The organism is Halomonas sp. H33-56 (genome assembly GCF_040147035.1).
GTDB lineage: Bacteria > Pseudomonadota > Gammaproteobacteria > Pseudomonadales > Halomonadaceae > Halomonas > Halomonas litopenaei.
The window spans coordinates 2,356,513-2,380,789 of sequence record NZ_JAMSHP010000001.1 but is presented as its reverse complement, the minus strand read 5'-3'; the positions used below and the strand labels follow the sequence as shown (position 1 = coordinate 2,380,789).

Below are 24,277 nucleotides of genomic sequence, written 5' to 3'. Positions count from 1 at the left end.
GAAGGCGGTAAGCACCGCTATGACGAGGTGGGACCAGGCCCCTCGGGATCTTCCTCGCTGGCAGCCAGCGCCCGGCCAGCGGCTGGCGCTGCGCGGCCTGCCTTGGCGGATGCGGAGGTGTGGCTGACACCTCGTTCGCCAGCTTGTGTCATGGCCTCCGACGTTGTGGCGTCGTCCGGTGACGGTGATGGCGTCGTGGTGGTATCGGCGACGTCCTCGTCGCTAGCGCCGTCTCCCTGATCGCTGTGCCCTGGCGGGGTGTCTGGCAGAGCGTCTGGCGGGGTGTCTGAAAGAGCGTCTGGCGTTTCGCCCGCAGAGTCGGCGACGCTATCTTCCGCGGCCTCCTCGTCATCGACGTTATCCCACCACCGGCGCAGGCGCTGGGCGGTCTCGCTGGGCAAGGGGGTCAGCTTGGCGCGAAAGTCATCATCATAGTCATCCAGCCCGTCGCGCAGGTTGTAGCGTTCACCGCGAAACAGCTGGCGCAGGGCGCGTTTCTTGAGCGCCCGGTCCACGCCCGAGGCGAGGTATGCCCGAATATCGCTGCCGGGCGCCAGCGACTCGGGAGGCGGTAGCTCGACGTCCGCATCAGAGGTCGCGTCCGCGGGTGGTGCGCCGTCGTGCGCATCGTGCTCGGGCGCGGCAGCGGTATCGACCTCGGAGTGGCACGGTTTGGCATCGCTGCTGGCAATTGGGGCGGCGGGGGCTCCCTGCGTGTCGAGAGCAGCATCACTGGCGGCGGTGGCGTCAGGGGGTGTGCCGTCAACAACCGACGGGTCCTTGAGCTTTCTGCGGGACCACTGTGACAGGCGACTCATGGGGTGTTCTCCCGGGCACGTCCGGCACCCTTGCGCTTTTTCTTGCGCCCCTCGATCGGCGCCTCGCCATGGGCCACCAGATAGGCCTCTATCCAGGCCTGGATCGCCAGTGGCATCTCTGTGGCGAGCACGCGGTGTTCTCCGTCCATCCAATTGGCCGCGACGTCCTGACTTGCGGTGATGGCATCGACATGGGGCTCTCCGTCGCTGTGTCCGGCGCGGATAAACAGACGTGGGGCAGCGGCCTGAAGGTTGAACCGATAAGCCGCCCGCTCGGTCAGGCTGAGCACCAGCGTCACGACGCTGGGCCCCTGATCGCCAGGCTCCAGACGCTCGACTGCCCAGCTGCGCTGGCGAAAGCCCTTGATTACCTTGTCCTGTGGCGTGATCGTCACACTGAGTGGCCGGCGATTGGCTAGCCTCGTCATGGCGTAATGTCCTTGGCAATGGCAGGATGCGGTCAGTCATGCCGTCGAACCTGATCCGTGGTTCCGACTGCTTTTATCGGCCGACTCGTGTCAGCAAGCAGTATTAGCAAAGCAGTTTCCGCATCACGCCGTCAATTCGACGTTATCCGGCCACCTCAGCGCTTATTGTCCGATGGGAAGGTCGATCGGAAAGGCCTATCGGAAATGTTTATCGGGGATCGAGATGTCGACCATACAACGTAGTCACGCCCTGTTGCCGCCCACCATCGAGATCGACGTCGTCGATGAGTTCGGCGAGTCGCACCGTCAGGCTATCGCCGCGGAGCGCTCGCTGACGGTGTACCTCAATCGGCGGGAGATCGTCACCCTGATGTCGCTGGGAGCGGACCCGGAGGCGTTGGTGGTGGGCTATTTGCGCAATCAGGGGTTGATTACGCAGCGCGAAGACCTCGAGGCGGTGATGGTCGACTGGGAAGTCGAGGCTGCGGCGGTGGTCACTCGCCATTCGCCGGAGGATCTGGAGCAACGGCTAGGCCAGCGCACCGTTACCACCGGCTGCGGTCAGGGCACGGTATTCGGCCGCCTGCTCGATGCGGTGCCACAGACCCGGCTGTCCCAGGCCAGGGTGAGTCAGTCGGTGATCTATCGGCTGCTCGACAACCTGGGAGACTACAACGAGACCTACCGCAGCGCGGGGGCGGTCCATGGCTGTGCGTTATGTCGCCAGACCGAGGTGCTCGACTTTGTCGAAGACGTGGGCCGGCATAATGCGGTGGACACCCTGGCTGGCCGAGAGTGGCTCGACGACCTTCCGCTCGGCCAGGCGGACATCTTCTATACCACCGGACGGCTGACGTCTGAGATGGTGCTCAAGGTGGCCCAGATGGGTATCTCGGTGCTGGTGTCGCGCTCAGGCGTTACCCAGAAGGGCGTGGAGCTGGCCCGGCGCTTCGGCGTGCTGCTGATCGCTCGGGCCAAGGGGCGCAGGCTCCAGATTGTCCATGGGCGCGAGCGCTTCGACTTCGACGCACAGCCGGCCCGGCGTCCCGGAGATATCAAGCGCCGGCAGACGAAAGACTAGGCGCCATCGGGGGCTTCCCAGACGTTGTCGCTCAGGTGTTCTCGCGACGGGTACAGACCGACAGTACGGTGGCGTCCTCTTCACTCACCGAAACCAGCGCGTGACCCATGTCGCTGTCGAAGTAGATACTGTCGCCTGCAACCAGGCGCAGCGGCTCGTAGAATTCCGAGTACAGCAGAATCTCGCCGTCCAGCACCATCAGGAATTCCTCGCCATCATGGCGCACCCACTCGGAAAATTCCTCGAAGTGTCTGGCGCGCACGATGGTCTTGAACGGGATCATGCGCTTTTGCGCCAGCTCACAGCTGAGCAGCTCGTGTTCGTAGGTTGGGGTAGGGTGGCGCTGGCCTTCGCCGCGGCGCGTCATGTCTCGCCTGCCCATGGTGCGGGTCTGCTGCCTGGGCGGTGACAGCAGTTGGGGCAGGTCGATGTCGAGGCCGCCGATCAGCTTCTGCACGGCGGTAAAGGTCGGCGAGATCTGATCGTTCTCGATCTTCGACAGGGTCGAGCGCGCGAGACCGGTCTTCTGGCTGACGTCCTCCAGGGTCCACTGGTTGGCCAGACGAATCTCCTTGAGTCGCTCCCCCAGACGAAGGGGTTCGACGAAGGCCTTGCGGCCGGAGGCGATCTTGAGTGCCGCCTCCTGATCGGTGTGTTGCGCCATGTCGTGTTCACAATAGGAAACCAGGTTTCCTCTAGGCTACCACAGCGTCGCCACTCCCTGCCTGTGTCTCGGCGGGCCTTCGACTCGGGTTTTCTATCTGGACTATCTGCCCCGGCCTGCTACTGGAGTTTGCTGACAGCCTGGCGTCCGAGTCCACCATGAGGCGGTTCGGCGCGTCGATATTTCCCGGACATGTTTCCCGGCATCGGGAAACACAGGCCGATGGCAGGGGCAGGGCAAAGCAAGGACAAGGCAAAGCAAGGGCAAGGGGTGAGCCAAGCCACCAGGTGAAAGGCGATTCGCCAAGACGGCTCCAGTCGCCGTCGTCAGGGCTGGTAGGCCAACCCCAGCAGGGCCCGCAGATGGGCTTCCACCGAACGTCCCAGCGCCGCCAGGTCATAGCCCCCTTCCAGCACCGAGACGACGCGGCCCTCGGCATGTCGCCGGGCAATATCGAGGATACCCTGGGTGATCCAGTGGTAGTCCTCGTCGGCGAGACACAACTCTGCCATGGGGTCGTCGCGATGGGCGTCGAAGCCCGCCGAGACCAGTATCAGCTCAGGGCCGAAGTCTTCAAGAGCGGGCCACCAGTCACGCTCGATGGCCGCGCGAAAACCAGCGCTTTCGGTGCCGGCGGGCAGCGGCGTGTGGACCACGTTGGGGTAAGGGGTATCCAGATAGCGCCAGGGGTAGAAGGGATACTGGAAGCTGGTGCAGACCATCACCTCGGGGTCATTCTTGAAGATGTCGATGGTGCCGTTGCACTGGTGGACATCGAAGTCGAGGATGGCGATGCGCCGCGCTCCGTGGACGGCGCGGGCGTGGGCTGCGCCGACGGCAACATTGTTGTAGAAGCAGAAGCCCATGGCCTCCTGGGCCTCGGCGTGGTGACCGGGAGGCCTGACCGCACAGAAGACATTGTCGGCCTGACCGCGGAACACCTGATCGACCCCCTTGACCACGGCGCCGGCGGCCAGACGTGCGGCCTGCAGGCTGTCGCTGTTCATCAGGGTATCGGCGTCGATCGAGGCGTGCCCCTCCTGGGGCGAAGTCTGCTCCAGCCGAGCGAGGTGCGCCTCGGGATGCACGCGCTGCAACTGCTCTTCAGTGGCCTCCCGAGCGTCTGCCTGCATCGCGTGTTGCAGCACGCCAGAGCGCATCAGTTGCGCCCTGATGGCATCGAGTCTCAAGGGACTCTCGGGATGATCCGGCCCCATGTCATGACGCTGGCAGTACGGGTGACTGAGAAAGGCTGTGATCATCGATATCTCCGACTGGTCTGGCGCCACCTTAGGAGTAATACGAACCCCGAGACAGTGGCAAATGGTCGAAGCGTGATGCCAAGGATGCCTTGTTCCTGGTCAAGCTAGCGCTGGACGTGGTTGTGGGGTAGCGCCACACTCCGGCACTATTTCCATAACGTTCAAGTGCGCAAGTCCGCACAATTCGCCGCCAGGGTGTCGGCTACCCGTCGCCTGAGGAGACCACCTGTGAGCACCCAGTTTCTTCGTCGCTTTTTCGATCCCGCCTCGATCGCCGTGGTGGGTGCCTCCGAGAAGCCAGAGTCCACGGGTGGGCAGGTCATTCGCAATCTGCTTGACGGCGGCTACGGCGGCAAGCTGTGGGCGGTCAACCCCAAGGGGTACGCCAGCGTCCACGGGGTCGAGTGCGTCGCTCGCACCTCTCAACTTCCCGAGGTGGTGGACCTGGCGATCCTGTGTTCGCCGGTCTCGACCCTGCCGAAACTGTTGAGCCGGCTGGGTGAACGCGGGGTGCGCGCGGCCCTGGTACTGTCCGGTGGCAGTCAGCTCGAACAGGACGAAGGCGGCAAGTCGTCGATCCGCCAGCGCATGCTCGATGCGGCCCGGTCCTCCGGCATCCGAATACTGGGGCCGGAGTGCATGGGCTTGATCGTGCCGGGACGACGGCTCAATGCGTCCTACTCCAGTCATACGGTGCCCAGAGGCAAGGTGGCGTATCTGGGGCAGTCGGGCATGCTGGCCAACGCCATGATCGACTGGGCGGCCGGGCGCGGGATCGGCTTTTCTCACCTGCTGACGCTGGGGGAAAGCGTCGATGTCATGCTTCCCGACCTGATCGACTACATCAATCAGAACTCGCCTACCCAGGCGATCCTGTTGCACCTTGAACGGGTCCACGACGCCCAGCACTTCATGACCGCCGTACGTGATGCGTCGCGCAATCGGCTGGTACTGGCGATCAAGAGTGGCAGGACCAGCCAAGCCGACCTCAGCGGCCTGCCACCGACGCCAGGCGTCACCCATCGTGATCGGGTCTTCGATGCGGCCTTCGCGCGTGCGGGCGTGGTAAGGGTCAACGATTCCGATGAGCTGTATGACGCCCTGGAGACACTGTCACGGATGCGCCCACTCAAGGGTGACCGTCTGGCGATCGTATCCAACGGGCTGGGGCCGGCCATGCTGGCCATCGACAAGTTGATCAACGCCGGAGGTCGTCTGGCCGAGTTCGAGGAGGCTACCCAGGCATCGCTGCGCGAGCGAGACCTCGATATCAGCAAGCCCGGCGAAAACCCGGTGGATCTCGGGGGCTACGCCACCCCGGAACGCTTCGTCGCAGCGTTGGAGATCGTCGCCGCCGACCCCAATGTGGACGCCGTACTGGTGGTCCATGCTCCGACACGTCTGGCGCCTTCCAAGGCGACCGCCGAGGCGCTGATCCGTGAACGCAAGCGCTTTCGGCGTAACCTCTTGACCAGCTGGATGGGCTTCGAACAGGCGATCGGCGCTCGTCACCTGTGTCACGAAGCGGGTGTACCCACCTATCTGTCGCCGGAGAAGGCGGTGAAGGCCTTCATGCACATGGTCGACTATCAGCGGGTCCAGTCGCTATTGCAGCAGACGCCCCCGAGCCTGCCGTTTTCGACCTCGGCCGAGGTGCGAGAGCGCTGCCACCGGCTGATCGACGAGGTGCTCGCCGATGGTCGCGAGAGCCTGACCCATAGCGAGACCGCCCAGGTGCTCAAGGCCTACGGCCTGCCGGTGGCGGAGAGTCGCTATCCCGACGGTGCCCAGGCCGCCGAGGAGGCCGCCCGGGAGCTGACGGGACCCTTCGCGATCAAGATCGTGCACGACGGCAACAGTCGGCCGTTTCGTTACCGGCGGCATCCTCACAAGCTGTCGGCGGGGCTGGTCCAGGATCTGGCCGGACCCGGCGACGTGGCCGAGGCGGTGGATCGCCTCAGCGAGAAGGTCTCCGAGAAATTTCCCGGCTTTCGCGTGCGAGAGTTCTGTCTCCAGCCGATGCAACGTGGCAAGCATTCGATGCAGCTGTGCGCGGGCATCACCCGGGACCCGGTCTTCGGACCACTGATTCTATTCGGCATCGGCGGCTACAAGGTCAATATTCTGGCGGATCGACAGGTCTCCCTGCCGCCCTTGAACATGACGCTGGCCGCGGACATGGTGTCTCGTACCCACGCCGCGCGGCTGATTCGTGAGCACTCGAGTGATCCAGAGCGCGATGAACAAAGGCTGTGCCAACTACTGGTGACCCTGTCGCAGATGGCCACCGACCTGCCTCGGCTGCGTGGTCTCGAGATCAACCCGCTGCTGCTCAATCGAGACGGCATGGTGGCGGTGGACTTCGCCATGGACCTCGGTTCTCCTGCACGCTTCGCGATCATGCCCTATCCCGAAGAACTGAGGGAGTGGGTCAAGCTCAGAAACGGCTGGGACGTCGAGTTCAGGCCCATTCGGGCTGAAGATGCCCCTCTGATTACCGACTTCCACGGGCAGTTGTCCGAGGAGAGCATCCGCTTTCGCTACTTCCACAACAAGACCGATTTAAGCCAGGGCGATCTGTCGCGCCTGGCCCATATCAACTACGACCGACAGATGGCGTTTATCGCCGAGCGCCTTTGCGAAGACGGCAGCAAGGAGATGCTGGGGGTGGTTCGGGTCTGGAACGATCCCGACAATATCCGAACCGAGTTTTCGATCATCATCCGCGATGACCTTCAGGGGCTCGGTATCGGCAGTCGTCTGATGGAAAAGATGATCCGCTACTGCAAGGGGGTCGGCACCCTGGAGATGGTCGGCAAGATCATGATCGACAATCACCCCATGCGCGCACTGATGAAGCACCTCGGGTTCCGACAAAGCTTCAACATGGAGGAGCAGGTGGTGGACGCAGTGCTGCGCCTCAACGAGCCGGGTAACGATTGGCAGCGCCACCGCCTGGAACGGCCGATGGAGTAGCAGGTCGGCGTTCGATTCCAGGACCGCCGGCCTGGCCTCCCGCCTGTGCTTGCAAGGCGGGAGCCGGTCGGATGATTCGTTCAGGGTGCCAGCCGCACCACTTCCCAGTGGCCATCGCGGCGGCCGTAGCGAACCCGGTCATGCAGGCGACTGGGCTGTCCTTGCCAGAACTCGATCATTTCGGGGACGACGCGGTAGCCTCCCCAGTGCACCGGGCGCGGGATATCCTGGCCTTCGTAGGCCTTCTCGAAGCGCCGCTGGCGCTGCTCGATCCAGTCGCGATCGGGGATGACCACGCTCTGGGTGGCGATCCAGGCCCCGAGCTGACTGCCGCGGGGACGGCTTGCAAAATACTCGTCCGACTCCTGCTCGGCGACCTGCTCGGTGCGTCCCTCGATGCGCACCTGGCGCGCCAGCTTGGGCCACCAGAAGGTCAGGGCCGCATGGGGGACGTTGGCCAGTTCGCTACCCTTGTGGCTGTGATAGTTGGTGTAGAAGACCATCCCGTTTTGATCGAACCCCTTGAGCAGCACCACCCGCGCGTGGGGCAGGCCCTGGCTGTCCACGGTCGACAGGGTCATGGCATTGGCATCCTGGGGATCGGTATCCAGGGCCAGGGCGAACCACTCATCGAACATGGTGAAGGGATCCTTGGGTACCTGGCCTTCGTCCAGGCTGCCGCCTTCATAGTCACGTCGAATGTCCGCAATATCACGGGTCATCGGTATCTCCGGTGGAATCAGACAAAAAAAGGACGGCCACTACGGGTACCGTCGTCCAATTGATAAATCATCGCACCTTGTGTCCGAGATGTCGCCCCGCGTCGCCGGGAACACCACCGTCATCGTCGCGAGTCATGATGAATGTCAGCTGCTACAGCTTTAGCAAGTACCGCTTTGGCAAGGCGCCACCACAGGGAGTGGCTATCTTGAGTATATCGTCACTGGCGCCAGGCGTTGTGCCTTTATCAGCGAGGGGGAGCGACCATGCCATCTATCGAGTCAACGTCAGCCGCCGAGCACAGGCCATCAGGGCGTAGCCGGCGTGTCTGGAGCCTGGTCATCCGGCTATTTCACTGGGGACTGGTGGCCTGCGTTGTACTCTCATTTCTGACCATGAAGGTGGAGACCGACCTGTTCGACTTTCCGCAAAACGTGCACGCCAGGGCTGGGCTGATAGCGCTTGGGCTTTTGCTGTTTCGCTGGGGGTGGGCGCTGGTCGGCGATCACCACGCGCGCATCGGCTCCTGGTTGCGATCTCCCTCGGTAACGCTGTCCTATGCCAGAGACCTGATGAAGCGACGTGCCGATATCTTTGCCGGTCACAATCCGCTGGGGGGATGGGCGGTGCTGGCGATGCTGACGAGCCTGACGATTCAGGCACTGACGGGGCTCTTTGTCACCGATGACATCTTCTTCGAGGCGCCGCTGCATACCCTGGTGCCAGCAGCAGTCAGCGACACGGCTCTGTGGATTCATCACCTCAACGCGAATGTGCTGCTGGCGCTGATCGTGCTTCACCTGGGGGCACTGGTGGCCCATCGCTGCCTCGGCGAGCGACTGGTAGGCGCCATGTTCAGCGGCCGCAAGACGCTGCCGCGGGGTGCGCACTGGGCCGAGACGGACGCAGAGACCCACCAGCAACCAGAGCAACAGTCAGATCAAGAGTCAGATCGGGCGTCAGATCACCAGCAAGGGCAACGTGGAAGCAGCGGCAAGGGGGTAGAGCCTGGCCGCTCGGCCCTGATGGTGCGAGCGGCGCTGCTGGCCCTGTTCAGTACGGGGTGTGTGATGTGGCTGTGGGGGCGCTTGTGAAACGCCGAAGGCTCACTCGGCGCGGAAGTTGTCGTGACACCCCTTGCAGGTATTGCCGACGGTGGCCACCTGCTTGAACAGCGCGTCCTGGTCACCACCGTCGGCCATCTCGGCGAGTTTTGCGGTTTCCTCGATCAGGGTGTGGTAGCGCTGGTCGAAGTCTTCGTAGTCATCGGCGATGTCCGCCAGGGCATCGGTCTCGACGCCATGGTCGTCTCCCTGCAGTGAGCCCTTGACGAAACCTTCCCAGGGTAGCGGCGCCACGGCGGCGAGGCGACGCGCCTTCTCGAGAAACAGTTCGGCGTCGAAGTCGCGCTTGCCCTGGGCCATCGCGCCCAGCGGGCCGATCTGCCAGGCCATCACGCCCAGCGCGTCCTGACGGTATTCGATGGCGTCTTCGATCTCGACGCTGGCATCGGGGAGTTCCTCGGCGAGTGCACAGGCGCTGGCCAACGTTAGTCCAAGTCCGGTCACGAGGGCATGCAACGGGGTCACGGTCATTGTCCTTACTCCTTGCCTGGCGACATGGGCCGGGCATTGTCGAGGATGGCGTCGCGAATGCAACGACATCCTCAAGATAGCAAGGAGAGCGGCTGCCGCCAGAAGGGCATGACGGTCGGGCTGAACAAGAGCTATGAATTGCCCTGGTGCTGTCGCATCTGACGAGAGCGAAAGCGTGCGTAGCCCATGCAGCCGGTAAACAGCACCAGCGCCACCAGTGCCTCTGCCACGCCACGCAGACCGAGTCCCGGCAGGGTGGCGATCATCACCCCCTGGGCGAAGTAGAGCAGACTGACGAAGGCCAGCCAGGCATGGCCCCGTGGACGGCGGGTCAGGATGGATGGCAGAAACAGCACAAGAGGCAGCACAAAGGCGATCATCGGGCCGAAACGATTGCCGTCGGCTTCCACCGCGATACCGCGGTACACCATCATTGCCAGCAGCAGGCCAAAGCCGACCAGCACCAGCTGGCGCGACTGTCGGGTCAGGCGGTCAAGCCCGCGGCGCTGTTCTACCCCCTCAAGCCAGGCTCTCATGAGGCCCCCTTGCGGGCGTCAGCCAGAGCGAGCGTCAGCCGCGCCAGGCGCGCGCCCTGGGCGAAGGCCAGCTCACGCTCGTGTTCATCCAGTGGGCGATCGCTGCGAACGCCTGCCAGGTGGCTGACGCCGTAGGGGGTGCCTCCGCCCTGGGTGCGGGTCAGGGCCGTCTCGCTGTAGGGCAGCCCGGCGTAGACCATGCCATGGTGGAGCAGCGGCATCAGCATCGTCACCAGCGTCGTCTCCTGGCCACCGTGCAGGCTCGAGGTAGAGGTGAAGGCGGTGGCGGGCTTGTCGATCAGCGCTCCTGACAGCCACAGCTCGCTGGTGCCGTCGAGAAAGTGCTTGAGAGGAGCCGCCATGTTGCCGAAGCGTGTGGGGCTGCCGAGCGCCAGGCCACTGGCGTTGCGAAGATCGTCGAGGTCAGCGTAGATAGCGCCTTCGGCGGGGATCTCCGGGTCCACCGCTTCACAGGTCGGCGACACCGGAGCCACGGTACGCAGGCGAGCATCGACGCCGGCGACAGACTCGACACCGGCGGCGATGCGCTCGGCCAGAGCCCGGGTGGCGCCCTGGCGGGAGTAGTAGAGGACCAGAACGTAGGGCAGATCCGACATGCACTTTCCTTATGGCAAGAGCCTATGGGTTGACGAAAGCCCGAGGCAACGGGCGAAGAGGCTGGCTGGCCTCAACTCTCCAGCAGTGACGTGATGGCCTCGGGCGGGCGGCCGATTACCGCTCGCTCGCCGTTGTCGAGAATCGGGCGCTGGAGGATTCGAGGATGGGCCAGGATGGCAGCCACCACCTGGGATTCATCTTCACGGTCGGCCCCCAGGCTCTTCCATTCGGTCTCGTTGGCGCGCACCAGGTCACTGAGCTTGCCGTCCAGTCGGGCGATCAGGCCACGCAATTCCTCACCGTCCAGGGGATCGTCGAGGTAGCGGCGGACCTGGACCTCGGCGCCGGCCTGCTCCAGCAGGGCAAGGGCTTCGCGGGACTTCGAGCAGCGAGGATTATGCAATAGCGTGAGTGCGGCCATGACAGCTCCGGTCGAGTGGGAATCGGCGGCTATTGTAGATCGCCGGCGCGACCGGCCACAACGACGCGCCGCCAAGACAGGTCATTGCTCGAGAAGGCGATAGGCCCAGACCTCATCGCCGCGAGCGAGGGTTAGCCTGACGCGTTCATAGCGCACGCCCAGACGCTCGTAGCGGTCCAGTTCGGCCAGGGTCTCGCTATCCACCGCCAGTAGCTGTCCGGCCACCTGGTCGTCACGAGCGACCTCCAGGTCGAGCCCCTCTCGGCGATACCCCGGGAGCAGTGCGGGCGTCGACTCGAGTCTTTCTCCGGTCACCAGCCAGCGCACCCAGGGCGAGCGCAGGGTGCCGTAGACAAAGACTGGGTGGGGGCCGTCAGCGGACTGCTCCATGGCGGCCGGAGACGTATAGCCATAGGGGCTCTGGTAGGTGTACCAGAACCAGCCGTAAAGGCCGATGATCAGTGCGCCAACAAGACAGAGCAGGCGGGCAAGCCAGAGCGTCAGGGTGTTCATGGGGGACCAGTGACAAATGAGCGGTGCATGCAGGAAATCGAAAGGTGGCGTGTCTTGCTTGACTAGCCTCTCACCAGGCGGCCGGCTTGTCGAACCGAGGTTTCCCTCTATCGGCGGCGGTCCTGGCCTTGCTAGGATAAAGATTCCCGCCAAGACGAGGAGGTGCCCCATGAGCGAATTTCTCCGCGCCGAGTCTTTTGATGGTGCCCATGATGATGTGGACTTCAAGGCCATGATGGGGGACGTCCAACCACTGCGCCAGGCCAACAATCGTGCCGATGCCGGCCGTCGCCGAGGCGCGCCAACCGAATCACAGCTGGCCAGGCGTCGTCATGCCCTGAGTGGAGACGACGGGCTTGATGGTCTCAGTGACGACTTCGTCGACCTGGTGCCTCCCTTCGATCCGCTGGAATACCGCCGCGATGGCATTCAGACCGGGGTGGTCGAGCGCCTGCGGCAGGGCGGCTATCCGGTGCAGGCCAGTTTTCACCTGCTGCGGCGCCCGTTGCATGAATGCCGGGGGAGTCTGCCCCAGTTCATCCGCGACGCCTACGCGGCCGATCTGCGCTCGGTATTGATCGTCCATGGACGCAGCCGCGAGATCGATGGCGCCGCCAATGTGCTGCGCTCCTGTCTGGCCAAGTGGCTACCCGCCCTCGACGAGGTCCAGGCGTTCGTGTCTGCTCAGGAGGCTGACGGTGGACTCGGCGCCACCTGGGTGATGCTCAGAAAGAGCGAGCGTGCCCGCGCGGCGAACCGTGAACGCCAGCAGAAGCGTCGCGGATAGACCTGGCGAAGCCTGTTGCGGCTTCCCGGCCGCTTTCCTGCATCGATCCTCTTGTTACTTCCTTTCCACCCGGCGCCATCCTGCAGATGGCGCCGGGTCGCTTGCGTGGCCTCGCCAAGGACGCCATCGAGACAATCGGCATCAAGTTGGAACAGTCTGCACTGGCTGCCGCGACTAGGGTTCCTATAGCGCGATAGTGGCAAGCAATGCGCTGGCAGGGTCACGGCAAGGTGGGGAGCGACTTGATGAGTCATCCACTGTCGGTGCAGTGGCCTTACGACGTCATTCAGTTGGCAGGGGGCTACATGATCATCGCGGAACTTCACGATCACTGGCAGTGGTTCAAGCATCACTCGATACCTACCTTGGGGCACCGCTACTGGCACTGTGATGAGCTGATGCCATTGCTGCGCCGGCTAGACCGGGCGAACCGGCGGATTCAGGACTTCGGCCCGGTATTCACCGACCATGACCAGCAAAAGCTGGATCATCTGCGTGATCGCGCCATGGCACTTGTCGAGCAGGCGAGTGAAACGGCGACAAGGTGTCAGCAGCGGCTGGCGCTGGGCGACCAGGGGAGCTCTCGACCGCTTGACGAGCAAGAGCGGGCCTTGCTGCTGTCTTTCTACACGCTTCACGTCATCGAGCCTCTGGAGGATGCCCGGGCCCATCTGCTCGAAGAGCTTGGCTAGTCGACCTCTGGCATCGGGTGGGGGTGACGCCAGACACGGACATTGATGTCGCCAGACATCAGAGCAGCAACTGACGCTCGCACCACTCTCGGTGCCAGTCCTGGGGGCTGGCACCGTATTGACGCTTGAAGGCACGGGTGAAGCTGGCGGCGTTCAGGTAGCCACAGTGGTACGAAAGCTGATCGATGCTGGGCGGTTGGCGAGTCTTGAGCCTGGCCCTTGCCTGTTCCAGCCGGGTTCGCCTGAGGGTCTCGGCCACGCTCTCTGGATGGGCCGCAAAGGCGCGGTAGAGCCCGGCACGGGAGCAGCCAAGAGCGTGAGCGATGCGAGCGACGTCCAGGCCCGGTTCACTGGCATGCAGTTCGATATAGCGGCAGGCGGCCTTCAGCAGGCTTTGGCGCTGGGTCGCCTCCCACTCGAGCGACAGCGGCCCTTTCAACTGCGCCAGCGCTACCAGGCTCATGTCGCGAGCGGTATCCAGTGCGCAGGCCAAGTCCTCGCCGGCGAGGGCCTCTTGCTCCTTGATGACGCCAAGCAGATGGGTCGTGAGCAACCGGGTCATGGCGTTGTCGGGCAGGGAGAAAGGGCTCGACTCGGCCCGCGTCAGCGCATCAGGCGCCCTGGCCTTGACCTGGGGTCGGGGAATCATCAGGTACAGCATCGAGTGCTGCATGGCGAGGCTGGACAGGGGCTGGAGGCTATCCAGCACCACCAGACCACTCTGGCTGGTGACACGATGTCGCTGGCCGTCGGCTTGCTGTAGGCGTGCTTCCCCCGCGAGCGTCAGGCTGACCAGCACAAAGTCGCTATTGTCCTGGGCGAAGTGGGCGCTGGTGTCATCGTTGGTGCACCAGCCAAGGACCGTGCCCTCGGTGCTTGAAGCGTTGATCAGGTTGGCACGATAGTCGCCGGCATGGCGGCCCTGGGGAAGGTCGAGCGCTATGGAGGGATGCAGACTGCGCCAGTAGTCAAAGCGTAACTCTGGTGCAACCACCATCGTCGAGTGACGCTGAAAGGCCGCCAGGGGGGATGGCGCTTCGCTGGACATAAGGAGCCTGAACAAGGTCTGGGGTGCGTGATCATCATCTGTTGCGCGTTCGAGCAGCGCTTGTTCAGCATAGATCACTACGCCAACTGGTTCGGCGGCCAGTGGCGAGCTACCTCCAATGCCTGAGAAAAAGATGAGATTGGCTCGTCTTTCAGGATCTATGGCTTACATATTGTGCATGAATAAGCATGGATGGGCATGAACGGGTATAAAGCGCGGCACATCGATATCCCATCTGCTGGTGCCCCTCCCACCAGACACGACAATGCCGCGATTCCTGCTGGCGCCAGCCTGTCACCACTGGGGCGATGGCGCCGGAGATCGCGGCATTGTTGATGGTGATGCTTCCTGCTTGCCTGGCAGGAGGTCGGTCGAACCAGGCAAGCTGTCCAACCCGGATAGGGTCAGGCGACGGCAGTTTCCCGCTGGCGTTCACGCGCCTCGCGCTGACGGCGCAGGAACATCGGCTCCGGGTTGTCGACGGACACCTGGTAGTGGCGCGAGAACACCGTGAGCGAAGCCAGGGCGTCTTCCACGACCTGGTCTTCGCGCAGCGAAAAGGCGTCGAAACCACAGCGCGCCATATAGGACAACTGGTCGATCAGCACGTCGCCCACGGCACGGATCTCGCCCTTGAAACCGTGACGCTCCCTGAGTACCCGGGCCAGCGAATAGCCGCGGCCGTCGGTAAACTTGGGAAAGTCGATGGCGATCAGCGGCGCGTCTCTGAGTGCGGCGACGGTGTCCTCATCGAGCTGGGTGTCGCTGGGCAGCCAGGGCGCCAGGTCGTCGCGACGCTCGGCGGCCAGCCAGACGTCCAGGCGGACGATGGTCATGGGGTTAACGGGGGTTGCACCCTCGTCATCGACGTCAGACTGGAGCACCCAGGCGTCTTCCACCAGGCGGCGTTCCTTGATCAGCGGGCGTTGCGGCGTCTGCTCAGGCATAAACGTGCTCCTTGAAGGGTTTCAGACCGATGCGGCGATAGGTGTCGATGAAGGTTTCGTCGGCTTCGCGGGCGCCAACATACACCTGCAGCACCTTGTCGATGACCTCCGGCACATCTTCGCGGAAGAAGGAGGGGCCGAGGATCTTGCCCAGCGAGGATTCGTTGCCCTGACTGCCGCCGAGGGAGATCTGGTAATACTCCTCGCCTTTCTTGTCCACGCCGAGAATGCCGATGTGGCCGACGTGGTGATGACCGCAGGCGTTCATGCAGCCGGAAATGTTGAGATCCAGCGGGCCAAGGTCGTAGAGGAAGTCGAGGCTGTCGAAGCGCTCCTGGATCGCCTGGGCCACCGGAATGGACTTGGCGTTGGCCAGGGCGCAGTAGTCGCCGCCGGGGCAGCAGATCAGGTCCGCCAGGGTGCCCACGGTGGGGTTGGCCAGGCGCAGCTCCTCGAGCTTGTGCCACAGTTCCTCGATACGGTCGACGGCCACGTCGGACAGCACCAGATTCTGCTCGTGGGTCACCCGCAGCTCGCCGAAGCTGTACTCGTCGGCCAGGTCGGCGATCTGAGCCATCTGTTCGGAGGTAACGTCACCCGGTGAATGACCGCTGCGCTTGAGCGACAGGGTAACGGCCTTGTAGCCCGGTACCTTGTGGTCGGTGACGTTGTTGGTGACGAAGCGAGCGAAGGCCCGGTTGTCACGACGCAACGCCTCGAAGGCCTCGATGGCGGCGTCATCCACCTTGCGACGGGGCGGATCGACGAAGTGCACCGCCATGTCGTCGATGGCCTGCTGATTGAGGGTCTGGGCGCCGTCCTTGAGGTGGGCCCATTCTTCCTCGACGCGCCGCCGCATCTCGTCGATGCCGAGTGCCTTGGTTAGGATCTTGATGCGCGCCTTGAACTTGTTGTCGCGGCGACCGAACTGGTTGTAGACCCGCAACACTGCCTCGAGGTAGGTCAGCAGATGCTGCCAGGGCAGGTCCTCGCAGATGGTCTCGCCGATCATCGGAGTACGGCCGAGACCGCCACCGACCAGCACCTTTACGCGGACGTCGCCGGCGTCGTTGCGCCACAGACGCAGACCGATGTCGTGGACCTGAATGGCGGCACGATCCTCGGCGGCGCCGGTCACGGCGATCTTGAACTTGCGCGGCAGGTAGTAGAACTCCGGGTGGAAGGTCGACCACTGACGAATCAGCTCACACCAGGGACGCGGATCCACTTCTTCATCGGCGGCGATGCCGGCGAACTGGTCGGTGGTGGTGTTGCGGATATCGTTGCCGCTGGTCTGGATCGAGTGCATCTGCACGCTGGCGAGCTGTGCCAGCATTTCGGGCACGTCCTCGAGCTTCGGCCAGTTCAACTGAAGATTGGTACGGGTGGTGAAGTGGCCGTAGCCGCGGTCATAGCGGGCGGCCAGCTCACCGAGCTTGCGCAGCTGGTAGGAGGCCAGCATGCCATAGGGGATGGCGATGCGAAGCATGGGCGCGTAACGCTGTACGTACAGACCGTTCTGCACCCGGATCGGGAGGAATTCTTCCTCGCTGATCTTGCCTTCGAGGTAGCGACGCATCTGGTCGCGGAACTGTGCGACGCGTTCGTCGACCAGGGTCTGATCATGGTTGTCGTAGCGATACATTCAGCGCGTTCCTGCAGCCAGGGAATGACGGGACGTTGCGGGTTACTCTACCTGCACGCCATTATGCTATAAAAGAATAAATAGTCATAGTTTGGGTGCAAAAGGTAATTAAAAGGTGTTGATAGGCGTCGTGCGGGGCGCTACACCTTCAGACTCTGCCAGCGGCGGCGTTGCCAGATCACCGCAAAGCACAGCGAGTTGAGCGCGCGGTAGCCTAGCTGACACCACCAGATGCCGGCCAGGCCGAAGCCTTCATGCACGCCGAACCACCAGGCCAGCGGCAGGAAGACCAGCCACTGACCGGTCAAGGTCAGTTGCATCACCGTACGGTTGGCGCCGGCGCCGAGCAATGCCTGGGTGAACACCAGGGCGGCGGCGTCGAGCACGATCATCAGCGCGGTCAGGCGCAGCGGATCGACGCCCAGGGCGATCAGTTCGGGGTCATGCAGAAACAGGCCCAGCACGGCTTCCGGCATCAACGCCATGGGCAGGGACAGGGCAGCGAGCAGCAACCAGGCCATGTGCACCACCTCCCAGCCCCAGCGGTGGGCTCTTTCCGGCGACTCGCGCCCCAGCGCCTCGCCGACCAGGCTCATCGCTGCCATGCCGAGGCCCACGCCAGGCAGAATCAGCAACAGCGATAAGTTGACCAGCACATGGCCAACCGCCACGCTGGCGGTGTCGACCTGGCCGAGGATCCAGAACAGCACGGCGTAGCCGGCGGCGAACCAGAGCTGCTGAAAGGAGTGCGGCGTGGCCAGCTTCAGGGTGGTGGCCATGGTGCTGCCGCCGAGTCGCCAAGGCGAATGACACGGCCTGTGACGAGTGCCGCGATGGCCAGGCGTATGGCTCAACCAGGCCCAGATGGCGACACCGGCAAACAGCGACAAGCTGCTGCCGAGCCCGGCACCGCTGACGCCCATGGCGGGCAGGCCCCAGTAGCCGAAGATCAGGCCGATGCTGGCCAGCAGGTTGACCAGATGCATTACCAGCATGATCCGCAGGTACAGGCCGGTCTGCTGGATGCCGTTCCAGTAGCCTCGGTAGCAGAAGATCATCGCCACCGGCAGCAGCGCGATCAGACGCCAGCGAAAGTAGTCCACCGCCATCGACGTCACCAGCGGATCGTCGTTGAGCCAGGCCATGATCGGACCGGCCTGCCACAGACACAGGACCATCAACGGCAGGCCGATCATGACGGCCAGGGTAAGTCCCGCCGCCAGCGGCTCCCCGCGTGGATCGTGGCGCAGCTCAACGCCAAGATCGGCGGCCGCCGAGGCAACGGGCGTCTGATGGCGTTCGCCATGGCGCCGCGCTACCTGGGCCTGAACCCCCGACGACAGCCCGAACAGGCAGGCGGTGACCATGAACATGGCGTAGCCGCCGATGCCGGCGGCGGCCAGCTCGGTCTCGCCGAGCCGGCCCACCAGGGCGGCATCGACCAGGTTCATCAGGCTCTGGCTCAACATGCCGGCCATGATCGGCAGCGCCAGGCGCAGGATCAGACGCCAGCGCGTCAGGTCGGGCAGCAGGGCCTGTTGTTGCAGGGAACGCATCAGGCGTCGTAGGACAGTACCGGCGACAGCCAGCGTTCCATGACGTCCAGCTCCATGCCCTTGCGGCTGGCCAGGGCCTCGACCTGATCCCGGGTGATCTTGCCGGTGGCAAAGTACTTCGACTGCGGGTGGGAGAAGTACCAGCCGGATACCGCCGCCGCCGGCCACATGGCAAAGCTCTCGGTCAGTTCGAGTCCGGTGCTGGCCTCGGCGTCGAGCATGCGGAACAGCGTCGCCTTCTCGGTGTGGTCAGGGCAGGCGGGGTAGCCGGGGGCAGGGCGGATGCCCTGGTACTTCTCGGCAATCAACGCCTCGTTGTCGAGCTGTTCCTCGGGTACGTAGGCCCAGAACTCCTTGCGCACCCGCTCATGGATCAGTTCGGCAAAGGCCTCGGCCAGGCGATCGGCCAGCGCCTGCACCATGATGGCGTTGTAGTCGTCGCCCTTGGCCTTGTAGGCCGCAGACAGCTCCTCGACGCCGTGACCGGCGGTGACCGCGAAGCCACCGATCCAGTCCGGCTTGCCGCTGTCCTTCGGGGCGATGAAGTCGGCCAGGCTGTAGCAGACTCCCTCTCGGTTCTTGGTGGTCTGCTGGCGAATATGGTGCAGACGCTCGATCACCTCGCCACGGGTCTCGTCTGAATAGACTTCGATGACGTCGTCATCGACGCTGTTGGCGGGCCACAGGCCGATGACCCCGCGCGCCTGGATCAGGCGTTCGTCGATCAACTTGCGCAGCATCACCTGGGCCTCGTCGAACAGTTGGCGTGCGGCTTCGCCGACCACCTTGTCGTCGAGGATCTTCGGATACTTGCCGACCAGCTCCCAGCTCATGAAGAAGGGCGTCCAGTCGATACGATCGACCAGTTCGTTGAGGTCGTAGTCCTCGAACACCTTGAGACCGGTAAAGGTCGGCGCCGGCGGGGTATACCCCTGCCAGTCCAGCGCCGGCTTGCGCGCCCGGGCATCGGCGTAGGACAGGTCGGCGGCCTTGGGGCGGCGCTTGGCATTGCGCTCGCGGACCTTGACGTACTCTTCCTTGATCTCGTTGACGTAGGCCTCTTTCAGCCCCGGTGACAGCAGCTTGCCGGCCACGCCCACGGCACGTGAGGCGTCGGTCACATAGATCACCGGCTGCTCGTACTGGGGTTCGATCTTGACCGCGGTATGCGCCTTGGAGGTGGTGGCGCCGCCGATCAGCAGCGGCAGCTCGAAGCCCTGGCGCTGCATCTCCTTGGCCACGTGGACCATCTCGTCAAGCGAGGGGGTGATCAGTCCCGACAGGCCGATGATGTCGGCGTTCTCTTCCCGGGCGGTCTTGAGGATCTTGTCGGCGGGCACCATCACGCCGAGGTCGATCACCTCGTAGTTGTTGCACTGGAGCACCACGCCGACGATGTTCTTGCCGATGTCGTGGACGTCGCCCTTGACCGTGGCCATGACGATCTTGCCCTTGGCCTGGGTGTCTTCGCTCTTTTCCGCCTCGATGTAGGGGATCAGGTAGGCCACCGCCTGCTTCATCACCCGTGCCGACTTGACCACCTGGGGCAGGAACATCTTGCCGGCACCGAACAGATCGCCGACCACGTTCATGCCGTCCATCAGCGGCCCCTCGATCACCTCGATGGGGCGGGTCGCGCGCTGGCGGGCCAGTTCGGTGTCATCCTCGATGTAGGCGGTGATGCCCTTGACCAGAGCATGCTCGATGCGCTTCTCGACCTCCCAGCTACGCCACTCGAGGTCCTCCTTCTTCTCACCGCCGGAGCCGTCGCCCTTGTACTTGTCGGCGATATCGAGCAGCCGCTCGGTGCTGTCATCACGGCGATTGAGCACCACATCCTCGACGGCTTCGCGCAGCTCTTCCGGCAGGTCGTCATAGACCGCCAGCTGGCCGGCGTTGACGATGCCCATGGTGAGCCCTGCGCGAATCGCGTGGTAGAGAAATACCGAGTGGATCGCCTCGCGCACCGGATTGTTGCCGCGAAACGAGAAGGACACGTTGGAAACGCCGCCCGACACCATGGCGTGGGGCAGGTGTTCGCGAATCCAGCGGGTAGCCTCGATGAAGTCCACCGCGTAGTTGTTGTGTTCGTCGATGCCGGTGGCGATGGCAAAGATGTTGGGGTCGAAGATGATGTCTTCTGCGGGGAAGCCGATGTCGTCCACCAGCACCCGGTAGGCGCGCTGGCAGATTTCGGTCTTGCGCGCGAAGGTGTCCGCCTGGCCGGACTCGTCGAAGGCCATCACCACCACGGCGGCGCCATGACGGCGGCACTCGGTGGCCTGGTGGCGGAAGGCCTCTTCGCCTTCCTTGAGCGAGATCGAGTTGACCACCGCCTTGCCCTGGATGCACTTGAGGCCGGCCTCGATGATCTCCCACTTGGAGGAGTCGACCATGATCGGCACCCGAGCGATGTCCGGCTCACCGGCGATCAGATTGAGAAAGCGCACCATGGCTTCCTGGGACTCGAGCATCCCCTCGTCCATGTTGATGTCGATCACCTGGGCGCCGTTCTCGACCTGCTCGAGCGCCACCTCCAGGGCGGTGGTGTAGTCCTCTTCCTTGATCAGTCGCTTGAAGCGAGCAGAGCCTGTGACGTTGGTACGCTCACCGACGTTGACGAACAGCGAATCATGCTCGATGTTGAACGGCTCAAGGCCGGACAGACGGCAGGCTCTGCTGCGGTCCGGAATCTGGCGCGGGGGCAGATCCTTGATCGCGCGGTGGATGGCGGCGATATGCTCGGGTGTGGAGCCACAGCAGCCACCGATGATGTTGACCAGGCCACTGCGCGCGAATTCGGCGACGATCTCGGCCATCTCCTCGGGGGTCTGGTCGTACTCGCCGAACTCGTTGGGCAGGCCCGCGTTGGGGTGAGCCGAGACGAAGGTGTCGGCCTTGGTCGACAGCTCCTCGACGTAGGGGCGCAGCTCCTCTGCGCCGAGGGCACAGTTGAGGCCCACGGTCAGCGGCTGGGCGTGGCGCACCGAATTCCAGAAGGCCTCGGTGGTCTGGCCCGACAGGGTGCGCCCGGAGGCGTCGGTAATGGTGCCCGAGATCATTACCGGCAGGCGCTCGCCGGTCTCGTCGAAGATCTCTTCGAGGGCGTAGATCGCCGCCTTGGCGTTCAGGGTGTCGAAGATGGTCTCGATCATGATCAGATCGGAGCCGCCTTCGATCAGTGCCAGGGCTGCCTCGCGGTAGTTGTCACGCAGGGCATCGAAGGTCACGTTGCGCTTGGCCGGGTCATTGACGTCCGGCGACAGCGAGGCGGTGCGCGAGGTAGGGCCAAGCACCCCGGCCACGTAGCGGGGCACCCCGGTCTCTTCGCCGACGTCGTCGCACACCTGGCGGGCCAGCCGAGCGGCTTCGCGATTGAGCTCCGGGACCAGCTCCTCCATGCCGTAGTCCGACTGGGACAGGCGGGTCGAGTTGAAGGTATTGGTCTCGAGGATGTCGGCACCGGCCAGCAGATAGTCGCGATGGATGCGCGCCACCAGGTCCGGGCAGGTCAGAGCCAGCAGATCGTTGTTGCCCTTGAGGTCCGACGGCCAGTCCTTGAAGCGCTCGCCGCGGAAGTCTTCCTCGCTCAAGGCCGCATTCTGCAACATCGTGCCCATGCCGCCATCCAGCATCAGAATGCGGTCTTTCAGGCTATCGATGAGGCGGGCTGTCTGAGGGGTCGGTGCTGCTACGGCCATGGGCGGGTGTGTCTCCAGCTAGACGCTTGTCAGGTCGACGAACGATAAAATTTTTATGGGCCAGCGCTTGTGTCCACGCGGCAGGACCCCCATGTGCATGCCGGAATACACGGCGATGTCTCGGGAGTCGGTCGAAGGGGCCATATGGTACCAAAGCACCGGGCCTGGCGGCAGGGGCAGCGTACCTGCGCAGGCGGAAACCAAAATCCGAGTAAAATACTCGGGATTGAGTCTGACGCAGGTGTCGCTTACCATGGTCCTGACCAAACCCGCGGGGCCACAGCGCCCGCTGTCAGGCGGGGCGAACTAGCGAGAGACCCATGAGCGAGAATATCCAGATCACCGACAGCGCACAGGACTACCTGGCGGAGCTGCTCGAGAAGCAGAACGTCGAAGGTATCGCGGTGCGGATCTTCATCACCCAGCCGGGCACGCCCTACGCCGAGACCTGCCTGGCGTACTGCCGGCCGGGCGAGGAAGAGCCCAGCGACGAGCGCCTGGAGCTTTCCAAGATCGCCGTCTATCTCGACGCCAACAGCATTCCGTTCCTGGAAGAGGCGGTGGTCGACTTCAACGCCGACCGCATGGGCGGCCAGCTGACCATCAAGGCGCCCAACGCCAAGATGCCCAAGGTCAACGCCGACAGCCCGCTCGAGGATCGCATCAACTACATCCTCTACAGCGAGATCAACCCGGGCCTGGCGGCCCACGGTGGCGAGATCAAGCTGATGCAGCTGACCGACGACCAGGTGGCGGTGCTGGCCTTCGGCGGCGGCTGTCAGGGCTGCGCCGCGGTGGACCTGACCCTCAAGGAAGGCGTCGAGAAGACGCTGATGGAGCGCATCCCGGAACTTGCCGGCATCCGCGACGTCACCGACCACACCGACACCACCAACGCCTACTACCGTTGACGTTCAACCGCGCCGACTGGCGCACTGAGGTTCCGCCCTCAGGATCAAAGGTGAATCAACAACGCCGCTCCATGGAGCGGCGTTGTGGTGTTTGGGTAAACCATTAGGGGTAGGGGCGCGCGAGACTGGTTGGGGAGCGACAGGCACCCCCCCTGTCGAGCCGGTGTCTGCGATCAGCCCTCCACCGAAGTCATAGCGGAACTGCCGGCGGTCGCTGTTCTGGTTGGTTAGCGCCGAGAGCCGCAGCAGGCAGTCGTAGTGGTAGCTCGAATATAAATAATAAGAGCTGGACCATGGGGGCACGGCGTTCGGTCGGCTCGCCCTTGCCGCTTGTCGTTGTGAAGAGTCGATAGTGCTGGTTGGTAGGGGCGTGACCTCCCGAAACTTTATATGGCGAACTCCACATCCAGCGTCGAAGAGCCGGATGTTTTCTGCATCCAAGAGTTTGAGAAAGCCACTTACCCTGAATACATGGATTCAATCATTATTCTAAGATGTTTGCTTCCAGGTTCTTCTCCCCATGACTCCATTAGCTCTGAAGATAATTTGTCGCAATGTGCTATTACATCTTTTCCAGAAACTTTATTCCCACACAAAGTTAAAGCACCACCAAATATGTTGGAGATTTCATCGACTAGAGCACCAAATTGTCCTATATATTTAGAGTCTAATGTTGCCAGCGGGTATTCAAGTTCAATTTTGTCGATCGGATCTTGTGCGTCCACAAGTTTTCCGGAAAGAAAAAGCTTTAGCTGTATGATTGTTTCAGATTGCCACGCAGGGGCTTTCTCTTTCCGATAAAAACTATAAGTGTCATAATTTAAGTTTGCTCCGGCGGTCTTAAGGATTCTGTTTGACTCACCAGGGGAGTACACCCTAGGTAAGTCAATAATTACGGACACTGTCTGATGAAATTCATCGTTATTATTCATAGGATTCCTTTTGTGGTAGGTACTGTATGCCTGAATGCATCAACCGCACCATGCCGAGCTGCCCTGGTGACGGCGCACTTCGCGATGCAGGTCGTCGCGCTCGAAGGCCATCAGCTGGCGCTGGTCCAGGGTCATGGCGTGGACATGGCCGGAGCCATAGCGCAGCCAGGCCTGGGTCTGGCCGTCGGGCAGGGTGGTGGTCTCGCGGTTGCCCAGGGCGTCGTGGGTGTGGCGGGTGACGCTGGAGTAGTCACCGCCGTTGGGCAGCTGATGACGCTGCACCTCGGCGATCAGGTTGTCGGCGGTGTCGAAGTGAAAGCGCGTCTCGCTGTGGCGGCTGGCCCTTGCCGCCTGTCGTTAGATAGAGCCAATAGCGGGTGCGTTAGTCGGTAGGGGGGGGTTATGAGCTCTCGATATTTTCCCGGT

23 protein-coding genes are annotated in these 24,277 nt (G+C 63.3%); 6 read left to right on the top strand and 17 right to left on the bottom strand.

All coding sequences use genetic code 11. The features are described 5' to 3' along the window. Nucleotides 1-17 precede the first annotated feature (17 nt). Together NFH98_RS10045 and NFH98_RS10040 are read right to left on the bottom strand one after the other, a co-directional pair. Nucleotides 18-818 carry a DUF3306 domain-containing protein gene (locus NFH98_RS10045; RefSeq protein ID WP_349622628.1) on the bottom strand — a complete coding sequence of 267 codons (801 nt, stop codon included), beginning with the start codon at nucleotides 816-818 and terminating at the stop codon, nucleotides 18-20. Then, nucleotides 815-1,246, bottom strand: a complete 432-nt coding sequence (locus NFH98_RS10040) for a DUF3305 domain-containing protein (protein WP_349622627.1) — start codon at nucleotides 1,244-1,246, stop codon at nucleotides 815-817. The genes NFH98_RS10045 and NFH98_RS10040 overlap by 4 nt, the downstream gene beginning before the upstream one ends. Before the next feature lie 223 nt (nucleotides 1,247-1,469). Between NFH98_RS10040 and NFH98_RS10035 the strand changes: the two genes are divergently transcribed. After that, complete coding sequence (locus NFH98_RS10035; protein ID WP_045992208.1) at nucleotides 1,470-2,327, top strand: formate dehydrogenase accessory sulfurtransferase FdhD; 858 nt, start codon at nucleotides 1,470-1,472, stop codon at nucleotides 2,325-2,327. Nucleotides 2,328-2,358: 31 nt separating this feature from the next. Here the strand turns inward: NFH98_RS10035 and NFH98_RS10030 are convergent, their stop codons facing one another. Continuing rightward, on the bottom strand, nucleotides 2,359-2,991 hold the full coding sequence (locus NFH98_RS10030; protein WP_045992207.1) for a helix-turn-helix domain-containing protein: 633 nt from the start codon (nucleotides 2,989-2,991) through the stop codon (nucleotides 2,359-2,361). Between the two features lie 326 nt (nucleotides 2,992-3,317). Continuing rightward, nucleotides 3,318-4,253: a histone deacetylase family protein gene (locus NFH98_RS10025; protein ID WP_348816129.1), complete on the bottom strand. Its 936-nt coding sequence runs from the start codon at nucleotides 4,251-4,253 to the stop codon at nucleotides 3,318-3,320. A gap of 228 nt (nucleotides 4,254-4,481) precedes the next feature. Between NFH98_RS10025 and NFH98_RS10020 the strand changes: the two genes are divergently transcribed. After that, a complete protein-coding gene (locus NFH98_RS10020) occupies nucleotides 4,482-7,229 on the top strand; it encodes a bifunctional acetate--CoA ligase family protein/GNAT family N-acetyltransferase (protein WP_045992205.1) in 2,748 nt (915 codons plus the stop codon). Nucleotides 7,230-7,309: 80 nt separating this feature from the next. Here NFH98_RS10020 and pdxH read toward each other — a convergent pair whose 3' ends face one another. Beyond that, nucleotides 7,310-7,951: a pyridoxamine 5'-phosphate oxidase gene (gene pdxH / locus NFH98_RS10015; RefSeq protein ID WP_108133409.1), complete on the bottom strand. Its 642-nt coding sequence runs from the start codon at nucleotides 7,949-7,951 to the stop codon at nucleotides 7,310-7,312. A 264-nt stretch (nucleotides 7,952-8,215) separates the two neighbouring features. On the opposite strand from pdxH, the gene NFH98_RS10010 reads away from it, so the two are divergent. Next, nucleotides 8,216-9,043 carry a cytochrome b/b6 domain-containing protein gene (locus NFH98_RS10010; RefSeq protein WP_349622626.1) on the top strand — a complete coding sequence of 276 codons (828 nt, stop codon included), beginning with the start codon at nucleotides 8,216-8,218 and terminating at the stop codon, nucleotides 9,041-9,043. 12 nt (nucleotides 9,044-9,055) lie between these two features. On the opposite strand, the gene NFH98_RS10005 is transcribed toward NFH98_RS10010, so the two are convergent. The 5 genes from NFH98_RS10005 to NFH98_RS09985 all read right to left on the bottom strand — a co-directional run bounded on the left by NFH98_RS10005 (nucleotide 9,056) and on the right by NFH98_RS09985 (nucleotide 11,632). Further along, nucleotides 9,056-9,544 (bottom strand): c-type cytochrome, encoded by a 489-nt coding sequence (locus NFH98_RS10005; protein ID WP_045992202.1) that lies wholly within the window; start codon nucleotides 9,542-9,544, stop codon nucleotides 9,056-9,058. 131 nt (nucleotides 9,545-9,675) lie between these two features. Next, entirely contained in the window at nucleotides 9,676-10,080 is a 405-nt protein-coding gene (locus NFH98_RS10000; protein ID WP_045992201.1) for a DUF2069 domain-containing protein, read from the bottom strand. Further along, entirely contained in the window at nucleotides 10,077-10,697 is a 621-nt protein-coding gene (gene wrbA / locus NFH98_RS09995; protein WP_045992200.1) for an NAD(P)H:quinone oxidoreductase, read from the bottom strand. The genes NFH98_RS10000 and wrbA overlap by 4 nt, the downstream gene beginning before the upstream one ends. 71 nt (nucleotides 10,698-10,768) lie before the next feature. Then, a complete protein-coding gene (locus NFH98_RS09990; protein WP_108133412.1) occupies nucleotides 10,769-11,119 on the bottom strand; it encodes an arsenate reductase family protein in 351 nt (116 codons plus the stop codon). A gap of 81 nt (nucleotides 11,120-11,200) precedes the next feature. Next, nucleotides 11,201-11,632, bottom strand: coding sequence for a gamma-glutamylcyclotransferase family protein (locus NFH98_RS09985; RefSeq protein WP_349622625.1), 432 nt, complete (start codon nucleotides 11,630-11,632; stop codon nucleotides 11,201-11,203). A gap of 169 nt (nucleotides 11,633-11,801) precedes the next feature. On the opposite strand from NFH98_RS09985, the gene smrA reads away from it, so the two are divergent. Together smrA and NFH98_RS09975 are read left to right on the top strand one after the other, a co-directional pair. Then, entirely contained in the window at nucleotides 11,802-12,419 is a 618-nt protein-coding gene (gene smrA / locus NFH98_RS09980) for a DNA endonuclease SmrA (protein WP_349622624.1), read from the top strand. Nucleotides 12,420-12,664: 245 nt separating this feature from the next. Next, nucleotides 12,665-13,111 carry a hypothetical protein gene (locus NFH98_RS09975; protein WP_213227871.1) on the top strand — a complete coding sequence of 149 codons (447 nt, stop codon included), beginning with the start codon at nucleotides 12,665-12,667 and terminating at the stop codon, nucleotides 13,109-13,111. A 58-nt stretch (nucleotides 13,112-13,169) separates the two neighbouring features. On the opposite strand, the gene NFH98_RS09970 is transcribed toward NFH98_RS09975, so the two are convergent. The 5 genes from NFH98_RS09970 to metH all read right to left on the bottom strand — a co-directional run bounded on the left by NFH98_RS09970 (nucleotide 13,170) and on the right by metH (nucleotide 22,008). Next, complete coding sequence (locus tag NFH98_RS09970; RefSeq protein WP_349622623.1) at nucleotides 13,170-14,159, bottom strand: AraC family transcriptional regulator; 990 nt, start codon at nucleotides 14,157-14,159, stop codon at nucleotides 13,170-13,172. A 404-nt stretch (nucleotides 14,160-14,563) separates the two neighbouring features. Continuing rightward, nucleotides 14,564-15,106 (bottom strand): DUF934 domain-containing protein, encoded by a 543-nt coding sequence (locus tag NFH98_RS09965; RefSeq protein ID WP_213227867.1) that lies wholly within the window; start codon nucleotides 15,104-15,106, stop codon nucleotides 14,564-14,566. Further along, nucleotides 15,099-16,751, bottom strand: a complete 1,653-nt coding sequence (locus tag NFH98_RS09960; RefSeq protein WP_349622622.1) for a nitrite/sulfite reductase — start codon at nucleotides 16,749-16,751, stop codon at nucleotides 15,099-15,101. Before NFH98_RS09960 ends, NFH98_RS09965 begins: the two co-directional genes overlap by 8 nt. A gap of 140 nt (nucleotides 16,752-16,891) precedes the next feature. Beyond that, on the bottom strand, nucleotides 16,892-18,307 hold the full coding sequence (locus NFH98_RS09955; RefSeq protein ID WP_349622621.1) for an MATE family efflux transporter: 1,416 nt from the start codon (nucleotides 18,305-18,307) through the stop codon (nucleotides 16,892-16,894). Continuing rightward, nucleotides 18,307-22,008, bottom strand: a complete 3,702-nt coding sequence (gene metH, locus NFH98_RS09950) for a methionine synthase (RefSeq protein WP_349622620.1) — start codon at nucleotides 22,006-22,008, stop codon at nucleotides 18,307-18,309. The genes NFH98_RS09955 and metH overlap by 1 nt, the downstream gene beginning before the upstream one ends. Nucleotides 22,009-22,328: 320 nt before the next feature. On the opposite strand from metH, the gene nfuA reads away from it, so the two are divergent. Continuing rightward, nucleotides 22,329-22,919 carry a Fe-S biogenesis protein NfuA gene (gene nfuA, locus NFH98_RS09945; RefSeq protein WP_045992189.1) on the top strand — a complete coding sequence of 197 codons (591 nt, stop codon included), beginning with the start codon at nucleotides 22,329-22,331 and terminating at the stop codon, nucleotides 22,917-22,919. Between the two features lie 458 nt (nucleotides 22,920-23,377). On the opposite strand, the gene NFH98_RS09940 is transcribed toward nfuA, so the two are convergent. Beyond that, a complete protein-coding gene (locus tag NFH98_RS09940; protein ID WP_348828086.1) occupies nucleotides 23,378-23,851 on the bottom strand; it encodes a hypothetical protein in 474 nt (157 codons plus the stop codon). A 39-nt stretch (nucleotides 23,852-23,890) separates the two neighbouring features. Then, nucleotides 23,891-24,133, bottom strand: a complete 243-nt coding sequence (locus NFH98_RS09935; protein WP_108449289.1) for a hypothetical protein — start codon at nucleotides 24,131-24,133, stop codon at nucleotides 23,891-23,893. Nucleotides 24,134-24,277 lie beyond the last annotated feature (144 nt).

What these genes read in the sequence shown, in the direction of transcription:
- NFH98_RS10000 (WP_045992201.1), bottom strand. Translation starts at nt 10,080, where the DNA reads ATGAGAGCCTGGCTTGAGGGGGTAGAACAGCGCCGCGGGCTTGACCGC.
- pdxH (WP_108133409.1), bottom strand. Translation starts at nt 7,951, where the DNA reads ATGACCCGTGATATTGCGGACATTCGACGTGACTATGAAGGCGGCAGC.
- NFH98_RS10025 (WP_348816129.1), bottom strand. Translation starts at nt 4,253, where the DNA reads ATGATCACAGCCTTTCTCAGTCACCCGTACTGCCAGCGTCATGACATG.
- NFH98_RS09960 (WP_349622622.1), bottom strand. Translation starts at nt 16,751, where the DNA reads ATGTATCGCTACGACAACCATGATCAGACCCTGGTCGACGAACGCGTC.
- smrA (WP_349622624.1), top strand. Translation starts at nt 11,802, where the DNA reads ATGAGCGAATTTCTCCGCGCCGAGTCTTTTGATGGTGCCCATGATGAT.
- NFH98_RS10005 (WP_045992202.1), bottom strand. Translation starts at nt 9,544, where the DNA reads ATGACCGTGACCCCGTTGCATGCCCTCGTGACCGGACTTGGACTAACG.
- NFH98_RS10035 (WP_045992208.1), top strand. Translation starts at nt 1,470, where the DNA reads ATGTCGACCATACAACGTAGTCACGCCCTGTTGCCGCCCACCATCGAG.
- NFH98_RS09970 (WP_349622623.1), bottom strand. Translation starts at nt 14,159, where the DNA reads ATGTCCAGCGAAGCGCCATCCCCCCTGGCGGCCTTTCAGCGTCACTCG.
- NFH98_RS10045 (WP_349622628.1), bottom strand. Translation starts at nt 818, where the DNA reads ATGAGTCGCCTGTCACAGTGGTCCCGCAGAAAGCTCAAGGACCCGTCG.
- NFH98_RS09975 (WP_213227871.1), top strand. Translation starts at nt 12,665, where the DNA reads ATGAGTCATCCACTGTCGGTGCAGTGGCCTTACGACGTCATTCAGTTG.
- NFH98_RS10040 (WP_349622627.1), bottom strand. Translation starts at nt 1,246, where the DNA reads ATGACGAGGCTAGCCAATCGCCGGCCACTCAGTGTGACGATCACGCCA.
- NFH98_RS09955 (WP_349622621.1), bottom strand. Translation starts at nt 18,307, where the DNA reads ATGCGTTCCCTGCAACAACAGGCCCTGCTGCCCGACCTGACGCGCTGG.
- nfuA (WP_045992189.1), top strand. Translation starts at nt 22,329, where the DNA reads ATGAGCGAGAATATCCAGATCACCGACAGCGCACAGGACTACCTGGCG.
- wrbA (WP_045992200.1), bottom strand. Translation starts at nt 10,697, where the DNA reads ATGTCGGATCTGCCCTACGTTCTGGTCCTCTACTACTCCCGCCAGGGC.
- NFH98_RS09990 (WP_108133412.1), bottom strand. Translation starts at nt 11,119, where the DNA reads ATGGCCGCACTCACGCTATTGCATAATCCTCGCTGCTCGAAGTCCCGC.
- NFH98_RS10010 (WP_349622626.1), top strand. Translation starts at nt 8,216, where the DNA reads ATGCCATCTATCGAGTCAACGTCAGCCGCCGAGCACAGGCCATCAGGG.
- NFH98_RS10030 (WP_045992207.1), bottom strand. Translation starts at nt 2,991, where the DNA reads ATGGCGCAACACACCGATCAGGAGGCGGCACTCAAGATCGCCTCCGGC.
- NFH98_RS09985 (WP_349622625.1), bottom strand. Translation starts at nt 11,632, where the DNA reads ATGAACACCCTGACGCTCTGGCTTGCCCGCCTGCTCTGTCTTGTTGGC.
- NFH98_RS09965 (WP_213227867.1), bottom strand. Translation starts at nt 15,106, where the DNA reads ATGCCTGAGCAGACGCCGCAACGCCCGCTGATCAAGGAACGCCGCCTG.
- NFH98_RS09940 (WP_348828086.1), bottom strand. Translation starts at nt 23,851, where the DNA reads ATGAATAATAACGATGAATTTCATCAGACAGTGTCCGTAATTATTGAC.
- metH (WP_349622620.1), bottom strand. Translation starts at nt 22,008, where the DNA reads ATGGCCGTAGCAGCACCGACCCCTCAGACAGCCCGCCTCATCGATAGC.